We start from the raw sequence: 21,464 nt of genomic DNA, 5'->3' as shown, positions 1-21,464 counted from the left end.
GGCTCAGGCGTCCGCTACGGACGCCTCTGCCTCCAGCAGTGAATCAAGTGCCACCGGCCGACCTATCAGATAGCCCTGCACATAGTCGATACCGAGCGCGTGAACCGCGCTACGTATCTCTTCGGTCTCCACATATTCCGCAACCACCAGCATCTTTTTCATTCGCGCTAAATGGCAAATAGAGGCCACAATCTGGTAATCCAGGCTGTTGCTGACGATATTGCGAATAAAGCTGCCGTCAATCTTGAGGATATCTGCGTCCACGCTTTTCAGCCGCGCATAGCTTGCATAGCCGGTACCAAAATCATCTATCGCAATGCGTACGCCCATTTTTTGTAGCTGCCGGAGGGTATGCATCGCCTGCTCCGCGCTGCCGAAGGTACTGCACTCGGTCACCTCGAAGATCAACTGCCACGCCTCCACGGCGTATTTATTCAGCAGACGGCTCACCTCCAGCGGGAACTGCACCCGACAAACGGTTGAGGGCGCAAGATTAATGGCAAAGCGCTGGCCGGGCAGCCTGTCACGGTGTTCGGCCAGGAAACGCAGCGTGCGCTCCAGCACCCACAAATCGACCCGCGACGACAGGCCAAACTCCTGAGCGACGGGCAGGAACCGATCGGGAGTAAGTAATGCGCCGTCCGCATCCGGCATCCGCAGCAGCACTTCATGATAGCGATCGCCACGCAGGCCGCGAACGGGCTGCGCCAGCAGGGTGAATTCGTTGTTATCGAGCGCCTTTTGCAGGCGGCTCATCATCGCGATTTTATCCTTCAGGCTGCGCTGCAGATGGACAGCACCACGCTGCTGAAGGTTTTCCGGGTGGTTGGTTGAGAGCGACAGATCGGCAATAACCCCTAACTCCCCCAGCACCAGATAGAGATGGTTGACGGGTGAGCGCACATAGCAGTAGCTCATGCCCACTTGCGGCTGTAGCGGCATGCCATCCCAGATAAAACGGAACTGTTTGATATGCTCATCCAGGGTCTCGATTCGCTGCTGGTGCGATTTCGCGTTGAGTCGCACTGCCAGATCATACCCGGTAAGGTGATACACCCGCTCATTGGGCTGGAGTGTGCCATTAACCCACTGTGCCAGTTGCTGTTTGTATAAAATTCGCAGCAATACGCCATAATTTCGGCCCAGCACTTCCAGTTCAGGAATACGCAGTAAACAGAGCGCCGACCACGGGTTCCGGGCCAGATCGCGTAACAACGCCCGCAGGTTAGGCATATGGACAACCGGGTCGAGGAGCGCCAGCCTGCGGGAGCGCTTATTCACGGCACGCTGGCGGGTCGACAGCATCGACATATAGACCACCACAAACGAGAAGACCAGGTAGCTGGAAGAGGTGATCGCCAGTTGAATGTCGTAGCCCTGATTCACAGGGATATAACGGTAAAAATAGTGAATAGAGACCAGCAGGACCGGCGTCCAGATGAGGGATGTCAGCCTGTAACCAAAGCGCATCGCGCCCCAGAGCATCACCGGCATCAGGAGCGACAGCGTGTAGTTAGTGGTGAAGATAGAGCTGTTCTCATTCATTGGTATCAGCAGCAACAGCAGCAGCCCGCCCAGTATGATCAACCAGACCAGAAACTCGATGAGCGTCACCTTTTTATCTATCTGCGCGCGGCTCTGAGAAATCAATGTCCTGAAATAACGCGGATGGCGAATCAGCCGGATTATCAGGTAACTCAGCGGTACGCCCGTTAAGCCGCTGACCAGCAGCGCCTGATAGTTGATCAGCGTGTGAATATTAAGCGGGTTCAGCCCCGCCAGGCTCTGGCGACTCTCATACACGCCCAGATAAACCGCAAACTGAAACAGCACCAGAAACAGCGTTGCCGGACATAACACCTGCCAGAAAATGCGCTGCGCCATCAGCCGTATATCGCCGTAAGCCGTCATATTGCGTCTGGGGGCAAAGACGCGATAACCGCCCCAACTCAGCACTAAGGGAATAATAAAATGGAAGATCCCGGCAACGGTTTCAAACAGCCCAACTTGCGGGTAATAGCGAATAAACAGCGACAGCACTATTCCGGGAATAGCCCCAACGCCGAAAAACAGCATTAAGGTGAGCAGGAAAAAGAGCGACAGATAATAGAGTGCCACAATGCCGTCGCCCAGTTGCGTCAGGGTATTGGCCGCGCTCAGCACAGGCAGCAACACCACCGGTAAAATAAGCGGCAGCGCCCACCAGCGGTCTTTATTCTGTTTCAGGAAAGCAATAGTGTTCATAGATGCCCGGTTAAACCCCTTTCTCCTGAGGGAAAATGAAGACAGGCATCCGACCTGACGTACGTGCTGCCCGCTAACACCCGGGGCAAACAGTATGGAGGAGGGATTTTAAATACCACTGCGGTGAATCTGTTGACTTAAATCAAACTATTTAATTCAAAATTTCCTTTCCTCTGTTTTTTTCCGGTTAATTTTCTTCGTGTTATCAATATCGTAAATGCAATTATTATTTTTAATAACATCGGTTAATGTATATGTTGACGGTTATTTACACATCGCAGAATTGACCCACCCTTCCCGCTGTGCCTTAATATCCGCGTCGCCCAAAAGGGTATGTCCAGGAAAAACACAGTGAGTCAGGCCACACGTATGCGAAAACGACATCGATTTAACACTCGAATGACCCGCATCATATTGCTAATCAGCTTCCTGTTTTTCTTTGGCCGCTTCGTTTATTCCTCCATTGGTGCCTGGTATCACCATCAGGACAAACTCCAGTCGCAGCAAACGGGTCTGGTGGTCGACGCCCCCGTGCGCTAGTCAGAATGTCGGGCTTCCCTGCCCCCTGCAGTTAAAGCACGAATCCACCGTCAATCGTCAGGCTCGCGCCTGTCATATATCCAGACTCTTCTCCAGCAAGCCATGCGGCAAGTGATGCGATCTCCTCAGGCTGCCCAATGCGTTTTAAAGGGATATGTGCAGTGATCTGCTCCGCCATTCCGGCCGTCATATCCGTGGCGATGGGGCCGGGCTGGATATTGTTAATTGTGATCCGCTTCGGAGCCAGATCCAGCGCCAGGTTTTGCACCATGGCTGCCACCGCAGCTTTACTCATCGCATAAACGCTACTACCCGCATGCCCGGTTCGCACAGCGGTATTGCTGCCAATGGTGATCACCCTTCCCCCTTCCCTCATTCGTTTAACTGCCGCCTGCACAGAGAGGAAAACGCCGCGCACGTTCACCGACAGCGTGGCATCCAGATCGTCCACTGAATAATCCTCAAGCATGCCCAGCCGCAGTACGCCAGCGTTCACAACGGCAACATCCAGCCTGCCGTAATGGTTGATCGTGGCATCAACCGCAGCCTGAATTGCACTTGCATCTGCGCTATCAGCGTTAATCGCCAGCGCCACCCCGCCCGCATCAGTAATGGATGAGACCAGCGCATTAGCCCGGTCCGGACGTGATACCCATGTCACGGCAACGCGATATCCTTCCTTCGCCAGCCGTGCCGCTATAGCCGCACCAATTCCACGTGCGCCGCCGAAAATCAACGCAACTTTTTCACTATTCATGATGTTTTCTCCGGGAAATCTCCGCATCCGATGGATGCGCCTGAAGACACCATGCCAGCAAACTTCTCGTCATGCCCGGGGGAATTGTATCGCACTGTATCTCCCCCATCTGGCTTACGCATCGATACAAAAATCCCGCATCAGCAAACAGACGCGATACATAAAAATGGTCTGCTGTCTCTCGTGACATGACCCCACGAGGAGAGACCAAAATGATTCGCCAGCATCTGTTGCTTCCTTTACTCGCGCTAACGTCTTCCGTCTGCGCCGCGCCCCTGAGCGGCCTCAGCGCCGCCGACGTCAACGGTCCGGCTGCCGTTGCCCCGCTTGAGCAGCCCCAGCCACCCGCCAAGCTGATTGTCGATCCGCCGCTGGCAGGCCCGCTGAGTAAGGGGGCTGTCTTTATTCAGTACCGTGTTGAAAACCTGCGCATTGAACCTGTCTTTGGGCCCGACGCACTGAAAGTCACTCCGCGCATCGGCCATATTCACGTTGTGGTGGATGACGCGCCCTGGCACTGGGCGGACACCAGCGGTGAGCCGGTGATTCTGGTGGGACTGCCCGCCGGAAAACACAAGGTGACCATTATTCTGGCCGACCCGACGCATAAGCCTCTCGACCATAAAACCCTTGAATTCACCGTGCCGCCGCATGCGCCAGTCCACCATTTCTGAGGAGCCTGAAGATGAAAACATTATCGATACTGACGGCGGGTCTGCTGGCGATGTCGGCCAGCGCCTTTGCGCAGAGTGAAACCAGCGTGGTGCTGGTGCATGGCGCATTTGCCGACGGTAGCAGCTGGAACAAGGTGATTTCCCTTTTGCAGAAACGCCACACCGAAGTCATAGCCGTCCAGCTGCCGCTGACCTCACTAAAAGATGATGTAGCAGCCACCCGGCGCGCCATCGCTCGCGCACACGGGGACGTAGTACTGGTAGGTCACTCCTGGGGCGGCACCGTGATTAGCGAGGCCGGCAACGATGCGCGGGTGAAATCGCTGGTGTATGTGGCGGCGTTCGCGCCGGACGCCGGTCAGTCAACGGCAGAGCTGGCGAATAGCTACCCGACGCCCCCGGGGAGCGCGGGTATCGCAAAAACCGCGGACGGCTTTTTATACCTGCCGCCTGCGTCGGTCAGTAAGGACTTCGCACCGGATGTGAAACCGGGTGAACAACAGATCATCGCTGCCACACAGGGGCCAATAAAGGGCGATGCGTTTGGCGAAAAGGTCACTCGCGCGGCGTGGCACACTAAGCCGAGCTGGTATGTGGTAAGCAAGAACGACCGGATGATCAATCCTGAGCTTGAACGCGCGATGGCGAAGGCCATCCACGCGAACACCACCGAGGTCGCGGCAAGCCACGTGTCGATGGTGAGCCAGCCGGAAGCCATTGCCCGCACGATTGAGCAGGCGAGGCAGATGCACTGAAGACAATTCGGCCAGCGGCGCTGTGCTTGCGCGAGCCTACGGTTTCGTAGGTCGGGTCAGCGCAGCGCCACCCGACAAGAAAGGCCGCTTCAGCCCCCACTCTCTGCGGGATAATCCCGGTTAATCCACGCGTGGTCCTCTTCCCACGTGAACATCCATTTGCGCACCGGCCCGGCCATCACATTGAGGTAGTAGCTGTCATACCCCGCCATGGTTGCCACCGGGTGGTAGCCCTTCGGCACCATCACCACGTCACGGTTGTAGACCGCCATGCATTCATCCAGCGTTCTGTCGTCAGTGTAGACCCGCTGCATGCAGAACCCCTGCTCCGGGTTGAGGCGATGGTAATAGGTCTCCTCCAGATACGTCTCCTGGGGCGGATTATCCGTGTCGTGCTTATGGCTCGGGTACGAGCTGGTGCAGCCTTCGTTGGTCCAGACCTCCACCACCAGCAGGCTGTCAGCCGGTTTGTCTTCCGGCAGAATGTTGTGCACATAGCGCTGGTTATGGCCTTTGCCGCGCGCTTCAGCGTCGATATCCTGCGGTGCAATCAGCCGCGTCGGCCAGCTACCTTTACCCGGAGCGGCACAAACCGCCAGTTCCAGCTTCGTGAGCGCCTTCACCTGCACCGTCTCCTGCGGGGTAACGTACACCGCCCACGGCTTGATGCGCTCGAACGGGCTCATCCGCTCGCCAATATCGTTAAACTGCGCGGAAGGCGTGCTGATGGAGGCGCGCCCGGCCACCAGCACCAGACAGCGCTCTTCGCTGACGGCGGGTAGCGTCAACTGCTGCCCCTCCTGCAACTCATAGGCCTCAAAGCCAACATATCCCCACCCGGCGCGTTCCGGCGTGACGGACTGGGTCCGCCCTTCATCGTTCGGCTGTTGCCAGCGTGATAGCAGACGTGACATGTCACCTCCTCAGATAAGCCCGGCGTCGCGCGCCAGACGGCTCAGGTTGTTATACCCCAGACGGGCATAGGTCAGCGGATGGGCAATCGCAGGATCCTGCTCCGCCTCCACCACCAGCCAGCCGTGATAATCCTGCGCTTTCAGCTGTTGCATAATCGGCGGATAATCCACGCAGCCGTCGCCTGGCACGGTAAATACGCCGCTCAGCACCGCATCGAGGAAGCTGGTTTTGCGGTTTTTAACATCTGCCAGCACGTCGGCACGCACATCTTTGCAGTGAACGTGGTTGATGCGCGACGCCCAGCGCTGCGCCACCGCCAGCGGATCGGCCCCGGCAAAGGTCAGGTGACCGGTGTCCAGCAGCAACCCGACCTCTTCGCCGGTATGGGTCATCAGGTTGTCCACGTCGTCAGCAGACTCAATCACCGTCCCCATATGGTGGTGATAGGCAATCTGCACCCCCTGCTGCTGAGTGTAGCGGGCAAATTCCGTGAGCTTCTCGCCATACTCTTTCCAGCGTGCCTGCGGGAAGCGCGGGCGCAGATGCACCGGCGTCTGCTGCTCGCCGTGAATGCAGCCGCTCACCTCCGCAAATACCAGCACCTTTGCCCCCAGCTCACGTAGCAGCGTCAGGTGAGACTGCACGGCGGCAATCTCCTCTTCCACGCTGCGCTCCAGCAGGCGGCCGGAGTACCAGCCAGAGACCAGCTGCAGATCGTGACGCTGCAAAATGGGGCCGAGCAGGCGCGCTTCACGCGGGAATTTGTTGCCCAGTTCGAAACCGGCAAAACCGGCCTCTTTCCCCTCGCTCAGACAGGTCTCCAGCGGCGTTTCGGCACCAAGGGAAGGCAGATCGTCGTTAGTCCACGTCAGGGGGTTAATGCCTAATTGCACACTCATTGTCGTCTCCATTATGCGTGTCCGCGCTCGCGCCACCAGGCGATAAGCTGCAGGTAATTGTCCCGGATGCGCGCCACCAGCTGCGCATCGTCGATATCGTGTTTCAGCCATGCGCGGGAAGCTTCGCCAAACAGCGTGCGCCCCACGGCAAATCCTTTCACCAGTTCGTGCCCTGCCGCGGCGTTAAACCCGGCACGCAGCTGCTCGGCAGGCGCATCCAGCCCGAGGATCACCACCCCACGGCAGTGCGGATCCCGACGCCGGATAATCTCGCTCAGTGCCGTCCAGCCATCGGACGTCAGCGGCGGCAATTTCCACCAGTCCGGGTAAATACCCAGGTTGTAGAAGCGGGAGATGGCACGCAGATAAAGTTCATCGCTACGCGGCATGCTGGCGGGCAATATCACCTCCAGCAGCAGCTCATGCCCGGACTGGCAGCAGGCGTGGTAGACCTCGGCAATTTTCTGCTCCTGCTCCAGGCGCAGGCCGTGAGCATCTTCCGGGTGGAAAAAGACCAGGCACTTCACCACATGCTCCTGCGGCCAGCTGATAAGCTGGGTGCCGATGTTGCCGTGCTCCATCTCCAGCGGACGGGAGCCCGGCAGCTCAATGGGCCGCCCGATCCACCACCCTTCACCGGTAATGGCGTTGAGCGCGTCCTGACCAAACGTACCGTCACACAGCAGGCCCGCTTTGCCTGCCAGCCCGGCACGGCTCGCCGCCTCGCGGCTGGCCTGCAGGATCAGCTGCTTGAGCGCCGGAATACGTTTGAGCGACGCCCCGCACTGCAGTGCCATATCTTCAAGCTGACTGCGGTGATCGAACGCCATTACGCACAATTCCGGCCATTCGCGGCGACGGGTGGTGACCCGGTGCAGATGGTTCAGACGCGGGTCGAGATCCGGGCGTGGAACGAGCGCGGCGCGCGAGAGATAATCATCCAGCTCAATTTTGCTCGGCATCGCCGGGGCGCAGCCGTGGCGCGAGACCACCAGCGCGCCGCAGGCGTTGGCATAGCGGCACGCCTGCTCCCAGCCCTCGTCGTTCAGGTAGCCGCGCAGCAGGCCAGACATAAAGGCATCGCCCGCGCCGAGGACGTTCAGCACCTCCACGCGCACGCCGGTCACCGTCAGGCCGTCATCCAGACGGGCCGGAATGGCACCGGTATAGACCGAACAGCCAAGCGCGCCGCGTTTGCAGACCAGCGTGGCCTGACTCACGGCACGCACCTGCGCCAGCGCCAGCAGGGTGTCCGTGCTGCCGCCCGCAATGTGGAACTCCTCCTCGGTGCCGACAATAACGTCGAAGAGGTGCAGCACTTCCTGAAGTTCACGGGTGACCTGATCGGCCGCGATAAAGCGCGTTTCGCCGTCGCCTAAGGAGGTCAGCCCCCACAGCACCGGGCGGTAATCAATGTCCAGCACCGTACGCACGCCGTGAAGACGGGCGTAGCCCAGCGCCGTCAGCACCGCCTCGCGGGTCTGCGGATGAGAAAGGTGAGTCCCGGTGATGGCAAGACACCGTGCGGAAGCGATGTAGTTTTCGTCCACATCGCTGGCCGTAATGGCCATATCCGCGCAGTTATCGCGATAAAAAATCAGAGGAAAGGTGTCCCGGTCTTTAATGCCGAGTAGCACCAGCGCCGTGAGGCGTGTTTTATCGGTGATCAGATGGCTGGTATCACAGCCCACCTGATTTAGCTCTTCGCGCAGGAACCGGCCCATATGCTCGTCGCCCACGCGTGCCAGCATCGACGAACGTAACCCCTGCCGCGCCGTGCCGTACGCCACGTTGCCGGACGAGCCACCGAGATATTTAGCAAAGCTCGACACATCCTCCAGCCGCGCACCAATCTGCTGACTGTAGAGGTCTACCGCCACGCGGCCCATGCATATCACATCAAACTGCTTTTCCACGTTGATACCTCTTCAGACAATGTCATTCACGTTCAGCCAGCGGCCTTGCTGGTGTGAGAGTGCGATGGCGTCCAGCACGCGCGAGACCTTCCACCCCTCTTCAAAGTCCGGCCACATCGGTGCGTCGGCGGCAATGCCATCCACCAGGTCACGTACTTCCACCGTTTTTTGATCGTTAAAGCCAATACCGTGGCCTGCGCCCATACAGAACGCGCCGTAGTCCGGGTGTGCCGGGCCAACCAGCAGCGTGCGGAATCCCTGACGGTTGACCGGATCGTCATGCAGATAGAGCTTCAGCTCGGCCATGCGCTCCTGAGTGAAGCTGATGGCGCCTTTCGTTCCGGTGATCACATATGACAACCCCATCTTGCGGCCGCAGGCGACGCGGGAGGTTTCAATCACACCCTGCGCCCCGCCCGCGAAACGTACCATCGCGTGGGCCTGATCCTCGTTTTCGACGGCAATCATCTCCGACGACCCGGCCTTCGCCGGACGTTCCGGGACCACAATCTTCAGGTCGCCGCAAACCTGCTCAATCTCCCCCACCAGGTACTGCGCCATATTGACGATATGCGCCGCCAGATCGCCCAGCGCCCCCAGCCCGGCAGTCTCTTTGAAGCAGTGCCAGTGAATGGGCGAAAGCGGGTCGGCCATATAGTCTTCGTTGTGGGTGCCGTAGAAGTGGATCACCTCGCCTATTTCGCCGCGGGCGATAATCTCTTTCGCCAGCTGCGCCGTCGGGTTTTTCATGTAGTTGAAGCCCACCAGGGTTTTCACCCCTGCCCGCTTCGCAGCCTCGACCATCTCACGCGCGTCGTGGGCGTTCAGCGCCAGCGGTTTTTCCGAGTAAACGTGCTTGCCGTGGCGGATCGCCTCCAGCGCCATCTCTTTATGCAGATGGTTGGGCGAGCAAATATCCACTACATCAATGGCCGGGTCGGCCACCAGCGCCCGCCAGTCTCCCGTTGAACGGTTAAAGCCAAACGCCTGCGCGCGCTCTGCCGCCAGCGTCGGGTTTACCTCGGCCACCATCTCACGCACCAGCTTGCCGCGCAGGTTGAATACCGTAGGGGCCTGGGCATAAGCGATGGCATGCGCCTTGCCGATATACCCGGTGCCAATTAATCCAATACGAACCTCTTTCATCGTGATCCTCACAGTGCGCCGCGACGGCTCTTGGCGTAGGTGTCGAACGCCACCGCCAGAACGATAATTAACCCGGTGATAATCTGCTGGTAGTAAGCCGAGACGTTCATCAGCACCAGGCCGTTAATCAGAATGCCCATAATGATGGAGCCGATAATGGTGCCGCCGATGCGTCCGTAGCCGCCCATCAGCGAGGTGCCGCCAATCACCACCGAGGCAATGACGCGCAACTCAAAGGAGATCCCGGCCACCGCCTCGGCGCTCCCCAGACGCGCGCTGAGAATAAAGCCCGCCAGCCCCGCCAGACAGCCAATCAGCACATAGACGCTGACCAGTACGCGCTTCACGTTCACACCCGCCAGACGCGCCGCCTCCGGGTTGCCACCGATGGCGTAAACGAAGCGCCCCCAGCGGGTTTTGTGCAGCGCCAGATAACCGCCAACGGCGACGATGGCGAAGATCCAGATCGGAATGGAGATACCGAGCAGCTCGCCCCGTCCCCACCAGCGGTAGCCCTGATCGAAACCGGCGATTGGCGCGCCGTCGTTAATCACCAGGGTCAGGCCGCGCCAGATGGTCATCCCCCCGAGGGTGACGATGAACGGCGGCAGACGCAGGCGGGTGACGCCCAGACCGTGCAGAAAACCAATCGCCGTGCCCATCGCCAGACAAATCCCCAGCCCTATCAGCCAGCTCATGCCGCCCCAGGCGTTCGGGTCGACGGTGGTAAAGTTGTCGCCTTTAATCACGTACGCCGCGGTCATGGCGCACACCGCCAGAATGGAGCCGACGGAGAGGTCGATCCCGGCGGTCAGGATGACGAAGGTCATCCCCACGGCCATGATCCCGTAGATGGAGACTTCGGTCAGGATGTTGAAAATGTTGCGTTCAGAGAAAAAATTGCTGTTCTGCGACTGGAAGAAGATCAGCAGCAGGATCATGAAAATCAGGACCCCAAAGCGCTCGAAGAAGGCGATGGGATCGATGCGTCCGGCGCGTTTGACCGGGGCCTGCGTTTTAGAAATCATCTGCGTCATGAGAAACTCCGTTATGCCGCGTTCAGGGCGTTGTGGTTGATGGCCATCATCGTCATCAGCCGCTCTTCGTTAGCATCATCGCCATGGATCTCGCCGGTGACCCGGCCTTCGCTCAGGGTGATGATCCGGTCGGACACCGCCATCACTTCAGGCAGATCGGAGGAGATCACAATCACCGCCACGCCCTTTTTCGCCATGTCAAACAGCACCTGGTGCACTTCTGATTTGGTCCCCACGTCGATGCCACGCGTTGGCTCATCGACAATCAGCACCCGTGGGTTGAGCGCCATGCAGCGCGCGAGGATCACTTTTTGCTGGTTACCGCCGGAGAGCTTGCGCACCTCCTGCGCACTGTTGACCATTTTGATCTGCAGCGCCTGGCGGTAGGACTCAATCAGATCGTCCTCTTTGCGGGTATTGACGAACCAGCGCCAGTGCAGCAGTGACGAAAGGCAGGAGAGCGACAGGTTGTCGCGAATCGACAGCCCCAGAACCGCCCCCTCTTTTTTGCGATCTTCCGGCACCAGCGCCACGCCCTGATCGAGGGCATACAGCGGGTCGCGCGGCTGGTACGGCACGCCGTCAAGCTCAAAGCTGCCAGAGGTAAACGCGTCTGCGCCAAACAGGCAGCGGGCCACTTCGGTGCGTCCGGCCCCCACCAGTCCGGCGATGCCCAGCACCTCACCCGCGTGGACATGGAAGCTGATGTCATGCAGGGCAATACCGTGCGGATCCAGCGGCGGCTTTTCGCGGCTCAGCCCCTTCACGGCCAGACGGATGGGTTTATCCTCATGGTGGGTTTCGCTGGCGGGACGGCGGTTAAACGCCACGTCGCGCCCGACCATGAGGCGGATCAGCTGCTCTACGTTCGTTTCTGCCACCGCGCCGGTGCCGGTGAAACGGCCATCCTGGAAAACGGTGAAACGGTCGCAGAGCTGGAAAACTTCATGCAGGCGGTGCGTCACATAGATAATGCTCACCCCGCGGTTTTTAAGCTCCCGCACCACACGGTGCAGGCTTTCTACTTCGCTGTCGCTCAGCGCGGCGGAAGGTTCATCCATGATGATCAGCCTGGCGTTGAGAGTCAGCGCTCTCGCGATCTCGACCATCTGCTGCTGGGCCACGCTCAGGCGGGCAACGGGTGTGGTCGGCGCGACGTTCAGCTGCAGGTAATCGAGAATGACCTGCGCCTCCTGGTTTACCGCTTTTTCATCGACGATCAGGTTCCGCTTGCGCGGCTCACGCCCAAGGAACATGTTTTCCGCGACGGTCATGTTGGGCAGCAGATTAAATTCCTGATAGATGGTGATAATGCCCTTGTTCTGTCGTTCCACCGGGGAGTCATCTACCGGCAGCGTTTCGCCGTTGAACCAGATCTCCCCGCGCGTTTGCGGCTGCGCGCCCGCAAGCGCCTTCAGCAGCGTGGATTTTCCCGCCCCGTTTTCCCCCAGCAGGGCGTGGATTTCTCCTGGCCCGACGGTCAACTGGGCATTGCTCAGCGCCCAGACGCCGGAAAAGCTTTTCGCCAGCTCGGTCACTTTCAGTAAGGGTTGCGACATCAGTCTGCTCCTCCTCATGATGAGCCGCCAAAGGCGGCTCGGGACATATTAGTTACCGGCTTCACCGATACGCTCAGCCTGCTGCAGGTTCTCTTTGGTGATAAGCGTTGGCGGGTAGTCCGCGCCGGTGATGGCTTTCTTCTCACGCACGTTGGCCACCAGCTGGCTCATTGCCGTTTGCACCGCAAAGCCCGGGCGCTGATCCGCAGTCACCGCCAGCCAGCCGTCACGCACGCGAGCCAGCGCTTCAGGAACCGCATCAAAGCCGGTTACCAGGATTTCACCGGGCTTCACGCCCTGGCTCTGCAGGGCTTCAATCGCCCCCAGCGCCATATCATCGTTGGCAGAGAGGATCACCTGCGGGCGTTTCGGCAGTGACGGCAGAACGCTTTCTACAATGCGCATCCCTTCAGAACGCATCCAGTTGCCGGTCTGATCGGCGACGATCTTGTATTTATCGCCACCCGCTTTCAGGCTGTCGCGGATCCCTTTGGTGCGTTCGATGTTGGAAGAGGAGCCCGGCTGACCGGTGAGCAGAATGATCTCTGCCCCGTCGGGGAATTTGCTTTTCACGAAGTCGCCAATCGCCTGGCCGCCTTTGTAGTTATTGGCACCAAAGTGCGGCACTTTCTTCTGACTGTCGACGGAGCGGTCAAGGGTGACCACCGGCAGCTTCGCATCCTGAATTTCATCCACCGCGCTGGAGACCGCGTTCACGTCGTTCGGGGAGACGATGAACCCCTGCGCTCCGCGGGTGATGGCGTTTTCCAGGTCAGCCACCTGTTTTGGTGAACTGCCCTGCCCGTCCAGCACCTGCAACTTGACGCCCATCTCTTTTGCGGCTTTCACCGCCGTGCGCTGCATGTGAACTTCAAACGGCATCGCCAGGTTTGGCGTACTGAAAACAATTTGCTCGTTTTCGGCGAGGGCGGCCCCGGACGTCATGGCGATGAGGGCGGCTAAGATCAGCTTTTTCATTATTATGTCTCTCTGTGTAGGGTGGTTGTGTTTAGAGGACGATCTCGCGCTGGCTACGCAGCGACTCCAGCGCTTTATCCGCGAGGTACAGCGCACGTTCACCATCATCGCCGCTGCAGTCAGGCACCGCTTCGCCGCGCAATACCGCAACAAAGTGTTCCCATTCCGCGGCGTAAGCGGATTTGTAGCGCTGCAGGAAGAAGTGTTCCGGCAGCGCGCTGGTGCAGCCCTGTTTGCCATAGTGCTGCACCTGATTTTCAAGAATATTGCCCGCGCAGAGCAGCCCTTCAGAGCCGTGCAGCTCCAGGCGCTGGTCGTAGCCGTAAGAGGAGCGGCGGCTGTTGACGATGGTCGCCATTGCGCCGGAGGCATATTTCAGAACGATAAATGCGGTGTCGATGTCCCCCGCCTCGCCAATCGCCGGATCCACCAGGTTACTGCCCTGGGCATACACTGACACCGGCTCTTCACCCATGATGAAGCGCGCCATATCAAAGTCGTGAATGGTCATATCGCGGAACATGCCGCCAGAGACGCGGACATACTCCGCCGGTGGTGGAGACGGATCGCGGGAGATGATCAGCAGCGATTCCGGTTTGCCGATACGCCCGGCCTGCGCGTCGGTTTTCACGCGGCGGAACTGTGGGTCAAAGCGGCGGTTAAAGCCGATGAACAGCGGCACGTCGTACTCTTTGACTACTTTCAGGCAGTCGCGCACGCGGGCGAGGTCGAGGTGTACCGGTTTTTCACAGAAGATGGCTTTGCCATGACGGGCGGCCATTTCAATCAGGTCCGCATGGGTATCGGTCGCCGAGGCGATCAGCACGGCATGAACGTCAGGGTCGGTCATCGCCTCAATCAGGCTCTGCTGGCGGGCCTGGTACTGCGTGGCGAGACGGGTGGCAAATTCCTGATTCGGGTCAACCACGGACCAGAGCGTGGTCGCGCTGTGGCTGGCGATGTTAGCTGCATGTACCTGGCCAATTCGGCCAGCGCCCAGTAAAGCAATGTTAAACATAACGGCTCCCGGTGTTGGTGAATGCTGTGAACTAACGACCCTTTAAATAAAACATTTATTTCATTTTTATAAATAGTGAAAATTATGTTTTTGAGTGTGGGTTAACACTTTTGAGATGAATGAGATAAATTTTGTTATCAATCTCACAACATGGGAGGGAGGACATCTTCCCCTCACCCCGGCCCTCTCCCTCAGGGAGAGGGAGGGAAAACCGCACCGAACTATCCCCTCTCCCAGTGGGAGAGGGTAAGGTGAGGGGAAAAAGAAAAATGAAATGAAAATTTCGTTACGGCGGGAAATCTTAATACTGACGTGCTTTTTTCACCTGCGCCTGCGTCTGCGCCGCGGCTTCTCGCACGGCAGGAGACGCTGCTACCTGCGCATCGCCGGTTCGCCACCAGGAGGCGTAATCGTGGGTCATGGTCTTCGGCAGCACTTTGATGTCCAGCAGCGTCGGGCCTGGATGGGCGCGGGACGCCTCCAGCGCCGCCAGCAGGCTTTGCTCATCATGTACCCGCCACGCGCGACAGGCGTAGCTTTCCGCGTTTTGCGCGAAATCGACCTTCACCAGCGGCCCGTCAAGCTGCCCGGTCTGCGGGTTACGGTGGCGATTTTCCGTGCCAAAGCTTCCCATTCCATGTCCCATCTGCAGGTTATTAATGCAGCCAAAGCTGGCGTTATCAAACAGCAGAACGGTGATCTTAATGCCCTCCTGCACCGCGGTTTGCAGCTCGGAGTGCAGCATCATGTAAGAGCCATCCCCCACCATGGCGTAAACCGGTTGCCCGGGTCGGGCAAGCTTCGCGCCAAGCGCCGCCGCAATCTCGTAACCCATGCAGGAGTAACCGTACTCCAGATGATAGGTATCAGGCGTTTTGACCTGCCAGAGGCGCTGTAAATCTCCCGGCAGCGAACCGGCTGCGCCCACCACGATGGCGTTATCTTCAACATGCTGATTAATCAGCCCCAGCACCCGCGTCTGGGTCAGGCGGGTGTTGAGCGTCTCGCCATATTCCGTCAGTTGGGCATCAAGATGGCCCGCCACTTCCGGTGCCTCGTCCGGGCGCCACTGGCGCTCCCAGAGACGGCGGCACTCGTCGTGCCAGGCGGCTTTCGCCTGCGCAATCTCCTCTCCCCAGCCGCTGCGATACGCCCTGAGCGAGTGGGTTAAGGCCTGCAGTCCGGTCCGGGCATCGGCAATCAGCGCGGTGGCGTCAAGCTTCAGGGCGTCAAACTCGGCCACGTTCAGCAGCAGAAACTCGACGTCCGGGTGGGAAAAGAGCGCCTTGGAGCCGGTGGTAAAATCGGTAAGACGTGTCCCCACGCCAATCACTAAATCGGCCTGCGGCGCAAGCTGGTTGGCGGCCATTCCGCCCGTCACGCCCACCCCACCCATATTAAGTGGGTGGTCACTTACCAGCGCCCCTTTTCCGGCCTGGGTTTCGGCAAACGGCAGATGCAGCGTTTCGACAAATTCGCGCAACGCCTCATGCGCACCGGAGTAGCGTACACCGCCGCCGCACACCACCAGCGGACGGCGTTTACGCGCAATCAACGCCTGCGCCTGCGCCAGACGCTGCGGATCTGGCGGTCGACGCTCGATGTGATGCACGCGACGCGCGAAGAAGCTCAGCGGGTAATCCCAGGCTTCGCCCTGCACGTCCTGCGGCAAGCAAAGGGTTACCGCACCGGTATCTGCGGGGTCAGTGAGCGTTCGCATCGCATTTAACATGGCGCTCATTAACTGCTCCGGGCGATTGATGCGGTCCCAGTAGCGGGAGACCGGGCGGAAGCAGTCGTTGGTGCTGATGCTGAGATCGTGATACTGCTCGATCTGCTGCAGCACCGGGTCCGGCTGGCGGCTGGCGTAGATATCCCCCGGCAGCAGCAGCAGCGGAATACGGTTCGCCGTGGCGGTCGCCGCCGCGGTGATCATATTGGCGGCTCCCGGCCCGACGGAAGAAGTCACGGCGAAAATGCGCTGACGGCGATGCTGTTTGGCGAATCCCGTCGCCATGTGGGCGATGCCCTGTTCATTACAGCCCTGCATTACCTGCAGATGGCCCGGCTCCTGTTCCAGCGCCTGGCCGATGCCCAGCACGTTGCCATGACCAAAAATGGTCGCCACGCCCTCCACGAAGGGCGTTTCAATGCCATCAATGCTGACGTACTGTTGATTAAGGAACCGGACCAGCGCCTGGGCCATGGTCATACGTTCGGTTTGCATAAAACCTCCTGTCAGCCCAGCGTCGGCATGGAGAACGCAGCGCCTGTCTCCTGCTGCATTTCCGGCCAGCGTGCGGTGACGGTTTTCATTCGGGTGTAGAAACGCACGCCGTCGTTACCGTGAACGTTGAGTGCACCAAAAATCGAGCGCTTCCAGCCGCCGAAACTGTGGAACGCCATCGGCACCGGGATCGGCACGTTAACCCCCACCATGCCCGCCTGCACCTCTTCGCAGAAGCGGCGCGCGCAGCCGCCGTCGCGGGTGAAAATGGCTGAACCATTACCATATTCATGGCGGTTAATCAGATCCACCGCGCTGGCGTAATCTGCTACACGTACCACAGAAAGCACCGGGCCGAAAATTTCTTCCTTATAGATCGTCATCTCCGGGGTGACGTTATCGAACAGCGTCGGCCCGACAAAATAGCCCTTCTCGTGCCCCTGCACGCTAAAGCCGCGGCCGTCCACGCGCAGATTCGCCCCCTGCGCTTCCCCGCTGTCAATGTAGCCCAGCACCTTGCTGCGGTGCGCGGAGGAGATAAGCGGCCCCATTTCGTTTTCTGGCGTCTGGTCCAGCCCTGGCCCAACGCGCAGCGCGGCAATCTGTTTTTCCAGACGGACGCAGAGGTCATCGGCGGTTTTATCGCCCACCGCCAGTACCACTGAAAGCGCCATACAGCGTTCCCCCGCCGCGCCGTAGGCCGCGCCCATAATGGCGTTGGTTGCCATCTCCATGTCGGCATCCGGCATTAAAATGCAGTGGTTTTTCGCCCCACCCAGCGCCTGACAGCGTTTGCCGTGGGCGGACGCGGTCTGGTAGATATATTCCGCAATCGGCGTAGAGCCAACAAAGCTCACGGCCTGCACGCGCGGGTCGGTCAATAGCACATCAACGGATTCTTTATCCCCCTGCACCACGTTAAACACGCCGTCCGGCAGGCCGGCCTCTTTCAGCAGTTTTGCCAGCGCGAGCGCCAGAGAGGGATCTTTTTCTGATGGTTTCAGCACGAAGGTATTGCCGGTCGCCAGCGCAATCGGGAACATCCACATCGGCACCATCGCCGGGAAGTTAAACGGCGTGATCCCGGCGCAGACGCCGAGCGGCTGCATCAGCGAGTGGCTGTCCACACCGGTGCCCACGTTGGCAGAGTGTTCACCCTTTTGCAGATGCGGAATGCCACAGGCGAACTCCACCACTTCCAGGCCACGGGTCAGCTCGCCTACCGCGTCGGAGAAGACCTTGCCGTGCTCTTCGCTGATAAGACGGGCCAGACGTTCCATATTCTCTTCCAGCAGCGCTTTGAAGCGGAACATCACACGCGCGCGCTTAAGCGGAGAATGACGCGCCCACGCCGGAAACGCCTGCTGCGCGGCGGCAATCGCCTGCTCCGTTTCCTGTGCCGTACTCATCACCACCTGACGGATCTGCTCGCCGGTGGCCGGGTTGAAGATCGCCTGAACGCGCTGGCCTGAACCGGTGACACATTCGCCGTGAATAAAATTCGCTACCGTCTCCATCCTTAACCTCTCGCTGTTGATACGTGACTGTTACCTGAACACTGTGTACTGAACACTATATATGAAACAAATATTCCATTTTAAGTTGAAATAAAATAAATGATGATTATTGTGATCAAGGATGGATTTTTATGTTAACAGCCAACAACACTGACGCAGCGTGCGCTATTAAGGATTTTCAGGCGATGAAATGAGTGAAGTTTCTGTTTCATTTTTGCTGCCAGATGGATGGCCAACATTTAAAAGACGCGGTTTTGCGTTTAAAATCATAAGACTGTATTTGGGGGATAACATGACGACAGCAACCAGCCTGAACGAACTGCAACAGCAAATCCGCGATCGCTACGATAGCCTGAGCAAGAGGCTGCAGCAGGTCTCCCGCTATGTACTGGATAATACGAACAGTGTGGCGTTTGATACGGTTGCGGTCATTGCCGAGCGTGCCGATGTGCCACCCTCGACGCTGATCCGTTTTGCCAATGCCTTTGACTTCACCGGCTTCAACGAGATGAAACAGCTGTTTCGTATGAACCTGGTGGAGGAGACCGCCAGCTACAGCGATCGCGCGCGGCTGTTCCGCGAAATGGAGAGCGAAGCCGTGCCGGAAACGCCGCTCGATATCCTGCAGGAGTTTGCCCGCTCGAACGCGCAGGCGCTGCAGCAGTTGGCCGCCCGCGCCGAACCGGAGATGCTGGAGCGCGCCGTACAGCTTCTGGCCGACGCGGACACCATCTACATCGCCGGACTGCGCCGCTCCTTTAGCGTCGCTGCTTATCTCACCTATGCTTTAAGCCACCTGGAGTGCCGCCCGATTCTGCTCGACGGCATGGGCGGCATGCTGCGTGAGCAGATCAGCCGCATTAAGGCGCGCGACATTGTGGTGTCGATCAGCTTCTCGCCGTACGCGGAAGAGACGGTGATGGTCAGCGAAACCGCCGCCAGCGTCGGCGCGCGGCAGATTGTGATTACGGACAGCCAGATTAGCCCGCTGGCGACATTTAGCGATCTCTGCTTTGTGGTGAAAGAGGCGCAGGTGGATGCGTTTCGATCTCAGTCGGCAACGCTGTGCCTGGTGCAGTCGCTGGTGGTGGCGCTGGCGTATAGGTTGGGTGAAGGGAAGTAAGGAAATAAAAAACCCCCTGCGCAGGCAGAGGGTTTTGGTGTTAACTCAGAGGGGGATTATTCCCACTCAATTATTTACGATGAACATAACCAATTGAGTGATAACAACTTTTTCATAACTTATTTTCACCGTACCGTTTTATATACCGTCACTGGAAATCAGTACCATGAAAAATGCCATGTCACCTGGTCAATGAATCGTACTGCTTTTCACAGACTCGTCCGGCTTCGGCGGCCCGGTCAGCGTACTCTGCCAGTTGTCGGTTTCGCTCGAGAGATTTGCTGAGCACGTCGGCAAGCAAAACTCCGGTGTCTGCGGCTGACGCCCCAGCGCCGACAGTGGCGTTATACTGCCTGAGCCGCTCACGGATGGCAACGAGCTGTTGCTGCAACCTGCCAGCGCGATCGGCAGCATCAAGAGCATCATTGCGCGCCTGGTCGATCCTCTGCTGCGCTTCACGTTCATTGGTCGCTTTCTCCTGTTCATTCAGCGAGCGCAATTTTGCGTCGGCTGCTTTCTGATCTGCTTTCGCCTTCGCATACCCGGCGTCATACTGTCGGTCACCGTGGACATTCCAGGCAACCACACCGCTGACAACCAGCGCAGCAAGCATCACAACAATAAGCAACTGTTTCCAGTATGCTTTAACCAGTGACCAGATCATGACTCACTCACTGATACTGAACCGGTCATCAGAGGCAATTGCCGGTTGTCTTTGGCAACATTTACAGGCCAACGATAACCAGTTACACGGGAGCGCGAGAACGCACGAATATTGATGGCGTCGGACTGGTTACCACCAAGGACCATCAGGTCACCGTTCTGGTGCTGCCCGACCACAAATCCGACATGCCCGCCGCCGTCGCGACTGAATACCACCACGCATCCGTAAGTTGGCTCTCGAAGTCCGATACCCCAGTTGAGATAGGATTTTGCAGATTCGAAGCGAGTGGATTTGATTCCGACGCGCTCAAGCATCGACCCGACGTAAGCGGCACACCAGGGCGTTTCATCATCTTTAATTCCACCTCGTTTAATGTCCTTCCAGAACTGGAGGATTAACGGATTGTGGCGTGGGCCTTTAATCTCCATCTGCCCGATATGTTTTCTACCCTCAATAAGCCATGGTAATTCGTTCATGTTTACCTCGATATTTTGAAAATCTGTACGACGTTGCCGCGCGTCTTCAGAACGGCGGCAAACATGACAGCATTGATGATGACCTCCGATAAATCGGCGGTCATTGGCGTGTGATACCAAAGAGCGTAAGCGGCACGGACAGGAATGCTGGCAGCGGCCACAATGAGGAAGTAAGCGATCCACCCTCCCCATCTGCGATGTTGAGACCCATTACGGCGGAATGTACCGACTCGGATCGCTATACCAGAACAGATGACCGCATTGGCAATCAGCAAAAGCAACTCATGAGTTGTCATCGTCTTTTCTCCCCGGGATTAACTCGCGTGGATTGTCGGAACGGTGATAGAGCCAGATGCCAATACGAACTGCGACTATTGCTGACACGAACGCGCCAGCAGAGAAGACGATCCCTTTCTCGAAAGAGTCCTGCGTGATGGTAGGGATCAGGCTGGCTACGCCGATAAGAATTGATGCTGTGGGTTTGTAGAAGAGAAGGCCGCAGAGGAAGCTGAGCATCGACAGAAGCACCCGTCGGCGTATCGGGTATTCAACCGCTGAGGTAACAAAAATTACCGCACCGGCAAGAGCACCTAACGCCACCTCTGGCGGGACACCTGCGATTACCGCAGCAAGCGAACCCATACTAAGCCACTGATTTAATGACTCACTTGTTAGCCCGGCTGACATAATGACCACCGTTTACTGTGCATAACGAACCCCCTTAGTTGGTGAGTCCATCATACACAATAAACCATATATGGTTAACATCTAACAAGATTATTCTGAACAACTGACTAATGACAACAATAAAACATAATAATCAATAAGATATAATTACTTTACTTAAGTTATCATGCCTGCATGAAAGGTAACAGATATCACATTTTTGTTGTTTTGTTTGATATAATATTAATTATTACGCCAATTAAATTGACTTGGCATGAACCATAAGTAACATACTTAAATCTCAAAGTTTAGAAGGCTTTTCCGTAATGCAAAATGCGCGTAACTCATCACTT

20 protein-coding genes are annotated in these 21,464 nt (G+C 58.0%); 4 read left to right on the top strand and 16 right to left on the bottom strand.

Translation table 11 applies throughout. From position 1 onward, the window contains the following. Nucleotides 1-3: 3 nt before the first annotated feature. Entirely contained in the window at nt 4-2,244 is a 2,241-nt protein-coding gene (locus M8370_RS08275) for a bifunctional diguanylate cyclase/phosphodiesterase (protein WP_250020754.1), read from the bottom strand. 369 nt (nt 2,245-2,613) lie between these two features. Between M8370_RS08275 and M8370_RS08270 the strand changes: the two genes are divergently transcribed. Beyond that, nucleotides 2,614-2,784, top strand: coding sequence for a YfgG family protein (locus M8370_RS08270; RefSeq protein ID WP_038420351.1), 171 nt, complete (start codon nt 2,614-2,616; stop codon nt 2,782-2,784). Between the two features lie 31 nt (nt 2,785-2,815). On the opposite strand, the gene M8370_RS08265 is transcribed toward M8370_RS08270, so the two are convergent. Continuing rightward, on the bottom strand, nt 2,816-3,541 hold the full coding sequence (locus M8370_RS08265; protein ID WP_013098247.1) for an SDR family oxidoreductase: 726 nt from the start codon (nt 3,539-3,541) through the stop codon (nt 2,816-2,818). 212 nt (nt 3,542-3,753) lie between these two features. Here M8370_RS08265 and M8370_RS08260 point away from each other — a divergent pair, with 212 nt between their 5' ends. Together M8370_RS08260 and M8370_RS08255 are read left to right on the top strand one after the other, a co-directional pair. Then, nucleotides 3,754-4,215 carry a DUF6130 family protein gene (locus M8370_RS08260; protein ID WP_250020753.1) on the top strand — a complete coding sequence of 154 codons (462 nt, stop codon included), beginning with the start codon at nt 3,754-3,756 and terminating at the stop codon, nt 4,213-4,215. A gap of 11 nt (nt 4,216-4,226) precedes the next feature. Beyond that, entirely contained in the window at nt 4,227-4,970 is a 744-nt protein-coding gene (locus M8370_RS08255) for an alpha/beta fold hydrolase (RefSeq protein ID WP_250020752.1), read from the top strand. Between the two features lie 89 nt (nt 4,971-5,059). On the opposite strand, the gene iolB is transcribed toward M8370_RS08255, so the two are convergent. The 10 genes from iolB to M8370_RS08205 form a co-directional block, all read right to left on the bottom strand. Next, a complete protein-coding gene (iolB, locus tag M8370_RS08250; RefSeq protein ID WP_161669588.1) occupies nt 5,060-5,884 on the bottom strand; it encodes a 5-deoxy-glucuronate isomerase in 825 nt (274 codons plus the stop codon). 9 nt (nt 5,885-5,893) lie between these two features. Next, complete coding sequence (iolE, locus tag M8370_RS08245) at nt 5,894-6,784, bottom strand: myo-inosose-2 dehydratase (protein ID WP_214453309.1); 891 nt, start codon at nt 6,782-6,784, stop codon at nt 5,894-5,896. An 11-nt stretch (nt 6,785-6,795) separates the two neighbouring features. Further along, nucleotides 6,796-8,700 (bottom strand): bifunctional 5-dehydro-2-deoxygluconokinase/5-dehydro-2-deoxyphosphogluconate aldolase, encoded by a 1,905-nt coding sequence (locus tag M8370_RS08240; RefSeq protein ID WP_250020751.1) that lies wholly within the window; start codon nt 8,698-8,700, stop codon nt 6,796-6,798. A gap of 12 nt (nt 8,701-8,712) precedes the next feature. Then, nucleotides 8,713-9,846, bottom strand: a complete 1,134-nt coding sequence (locus M8370_RS08235) for a Gfo/Idh/MocA family protein (RefSeq protein ID WP_023620385.1) — start codon at nt 9,844-9,846, stop codon at nt 8,713-8,715. A gap of 8 nt (nt 9,847-9,854) precedes the next feature. Then, nucleotides 9,855-10,883 (bottom strand): ABC transporter permease, encoded by a 1,029-nt coding sequence (locus M8370_RS08230; RefSeq protein ID WP_013098254.1) that lies wholly within the window; start codon nt 10,881-10,883, stop codon nt 9,855-9,857. An 11-nt stretch (nt 10,884-10,894) separates the two neighbouring features. Continuing rightward, entirely contained in the window at nt 10,895-12,442 is a 1,548-nt protein-coding gene (locus tag M8370_RS08225; protein WP_029882255.1) for a sugar ABC transporter ATP-binding protein, read from the bottom strand. A gap of 48 nt (nt 12,443-12,490) precedes the next feature. Continuing rightward, a complete protein-coding gene (locus M8370_RS08220; RefSeq protein ID WP_013098256.1) occupies nt 12,491-13,420 on the bottom strand; it encodes a sugar ABC transporter substrate-binding protein in 930 nt (309 codons plus the stop codon). Between the two features lie 31 nt (nt 13,421-13,451). Then, the gene (gene iolG, locus M8370_RS08215) at nt 13,452-14,438 is read right to left on the bottom strand and encodes an inositol 2-dehydrogenase (protein WP_013098257.1); all 987 of its coding nucleotides are present in this window, start codon (nt 14,436-14,438) and stop codon (nt 13,452-13,454) included. Nucleotides 14,439-14,739: 301 nt separating this feature from the next. After that, nucleotides 14,740-16,665: a 3D-(3,5/4)-trihydroxycyclohexane-1,2-dione acylhydrolase (decyclizing) gene (gene iolD, locus M8370_RS08210; RefSeq protein ID WP_250020750.1), complete on the bottom strand. Its 1,926-nt coding sequence runs from the start codon at nt 16,663-16,665 to the stop codon at nt 14,740-14,742. 11 nt (nt 16,666-16,676) lie between these two features. Next, complete coding sequence (locus M8370_RS08205; RefSeq protein ID WP_250020749.1) at nt 16,677-18,182, bottom strand: CoA-acylating methylmalonate-semialdehyde dehydrogenase; 1,506 nt, start codon at nt 18,180-18,182, stop codon at nt 16,677-16,679. 292 nt (nt 18,183-18,474) lie between these two features. Between M8370_RS08205 and M8370_RS08200 the strand changes: the two genes are divergently transcribed. Further along, nucleotides 18,475-19,305 (top strand): MurR/RpiR family transcriptional regulator, encoded by an 831-nt coding sequence (locus tag M8370_RS08200; protein WP_008502123.1) that lies wholly within the window; start codon nt 18,475-18,477, stop codon nt 19,303-19,305. Nucleotides 19,306-19,486: 181 nt separating this feature from the next. On the opposite strand, the gene M8370_RS08195 is transcribed toward M8370_RS08200, so the two are convergent. The 4 genes from M8370_RS08195 to M8370_RS08180 are packed head-to-tail and all read right to left on the bottom strand — an operon-like array spanning nt 19,487 to nt 21,132. Beyond that, a complete protein-coding gene (locus M8370_RS08195) occupies nt 19,487-19,969 on the bottom strand; it encodes a DUF2514 domain-containing protein (RefSeq protein ID WP_250020748.1) in 483 nt (160 codons plus the stop codon). Then, entirely contained in the window at nt 19,966-20,445 is a 480-nt protein-coding gene (locus tag M8370_RS08190; RefSeq protein ID WP_250020747.1) for a TIGR02594 family protein, read from the bottom strand. The genes M8370_RS08195 and M8370_RS08190 overlap by 4 nt, the downstream gene beginning before the upstream one ends. Before the next feature lie 2 nt (nt 20,446-20,447). Then, nucleotides 20,448-20,741: a phage holin family protein gene (locus M8370_RS08185; RefSeq protein WP_247194242.1), complete on the bottom strand. Its 294-nt coding sequence runs from the start codon at nt 20,739-20,741 to the stop codon at nt 20,448-20,450. After that, nucleotides 20,728-21,132: a putative holin gene (locus tag M8370_RS08180; protein ID WP_044256930.1), complete on the bottom strand. Its 405-nt coding sequence runs from the start codon at nt 21,130-21,132 to the stop codon at nt 20,728-20,730. Before M8370_RS08180 ends, M8370_RS08185 begins: the two co-directional genes overlap by 14 nt. Between the last annotated feature and the right edge of the window lie 332 nt (nt 21,133-21,464).

The sequence above is a fragment of the Enterobacter cloacae complex sp. OE43NF genome, assembly GCF_023544405.1.
Classification (GTDB): Bacteria; Pseudomonadota; Gammaproteobacteria; order Enterobacterales; family Enterobacteriaceae; genus Enterobacter; species Enterobacter cloacae.
This window is presented reverse-complemented; position numbering and strand designations above follow the sequence as displayed.

Coding starts and splice junctions, on each gene's coding strand:
- M8370_RS08230 (WP_013098254.1), bottom strand. CDS start 10,883: ATGACGCAGATGATTTCTAAAACGCAGGCCCCGGTCAAACGCGCCGGA.
- M8370_RS08200 (WP_008502123.1), top strand. CDS start 18,475: ATGACGACAGCAACCAGCCTGAACGAACTGCAACAGCAAATCCGCGAT.
- M8370_RS08255 (WP_250020752.1), top strand. CDS start 4,227: ATGAAAACATTATCGATACTGACGGCGGGTCTGCTGGCGATGTCGGCC.
- M8370_RS08195 (WP_250020748.1), bottom strand. CDS start 19,969: ATGATCTGGTCACTGGTTAAAGCATACTGGAAACAGTTGCTTATTGTT.
- M8370_RS08270 (WP_038420351.1), top strand. CDS start 2,614: ATGCGAAAACGACATCGATTTAACACTCGAATGACCCGCATCATATTG.
- M8370_RS08185 (WP_247194242.1), bottom strand. CDS start 20,741: ATGACAACTCATGAGTTGCTTTTGCTGATTGCCAATGCGGTCATCTGT.
- iolG (WP_013098257.1), bottom strand. CDS start 14,438: ATGTTTAACATTGCTTTACTGGGCGCTGGCCGAATTGGCCAGGTACAT.
- M8370_RS08220 (WP_013098256.1), bottom strand. CDS start 13,420: ATGAAAAAGCTGATCTTAGCCGCCCTCATCGCCATGACGTCCGGGGCC.
- M8370_RS08205 (WP_250020749.1), bottom strand. CDS start 18,182: ATGGAGACGGTAGCGAATTTTATTCACGGCGAATGTGTCACCGGTTCA.
- M8370_RS08190 (WP_250020747.1), bottom strand. CDS start 20,445: ATGAACGAATTACCATGGCTTATTGAGGGTAGAAAACATATCGGGCAG.
- iolB (WP_161669588.1), bottom strand. CDS start 5,884: ATGTCACGTCTGCTATCACGCTGGCAACAGCCGAACGATGAAGGGCGG.
- M8370_RS08265 (WP_013098247.1), bottom strand. CDS start 3,541: ATGAATAGTGAAAAAGTTGCGTTGATTTTCGGCGGCGCACGTGGAATT.
- M8370_RS08275 (WP_250020754.1), bottom strand. CDS start 2,244: ATGAACACTATTGCTTTCCTGAAACAGAATAAAGACCGCTGGTGGGCG.
- M8370_RS08180 (WP_044256930.1), bottom strand. CDS start 21,132: ATGTCAGCCGGGCTAACAAGTGAGTCATTAAATCAGTGGCTTAGTATG.
- iolD (WP_250020750.1), bottom strand. CDS start 16,665: ATGCAAACCGAACGTATGACCATGGCCCAGGCGCTGGTCCGGTTCCTT.
- iolE (WP_214453309.1), bottom strand. CDS start 6,784: ATGAGTGTGCAATTAGGCATTAACCCCCTGACGTGGACTAACGACGAT.
- M8370_RS08260 (WP_250020753.1), top strand. CDS start 3,754: ATGATTCGCCAGCATCTGTTGCTTCCTTTACTCGCGCTAACGTCTTCC.
- M8370_RS08225 (WP_029882255.1), bottom strand. CDS start 12,442: ATGTCGCAACCCTTACTGAAAGTGACCGAGCTGGCGAAAAGCTTTTCC.
- M8370_RS08235 (WP_023620385.1), bottom strand. CDS start 9,846: ATGAAAGAGGTTCGTATTGGATTAATTGGCACCGGGTATATCGGCAAG.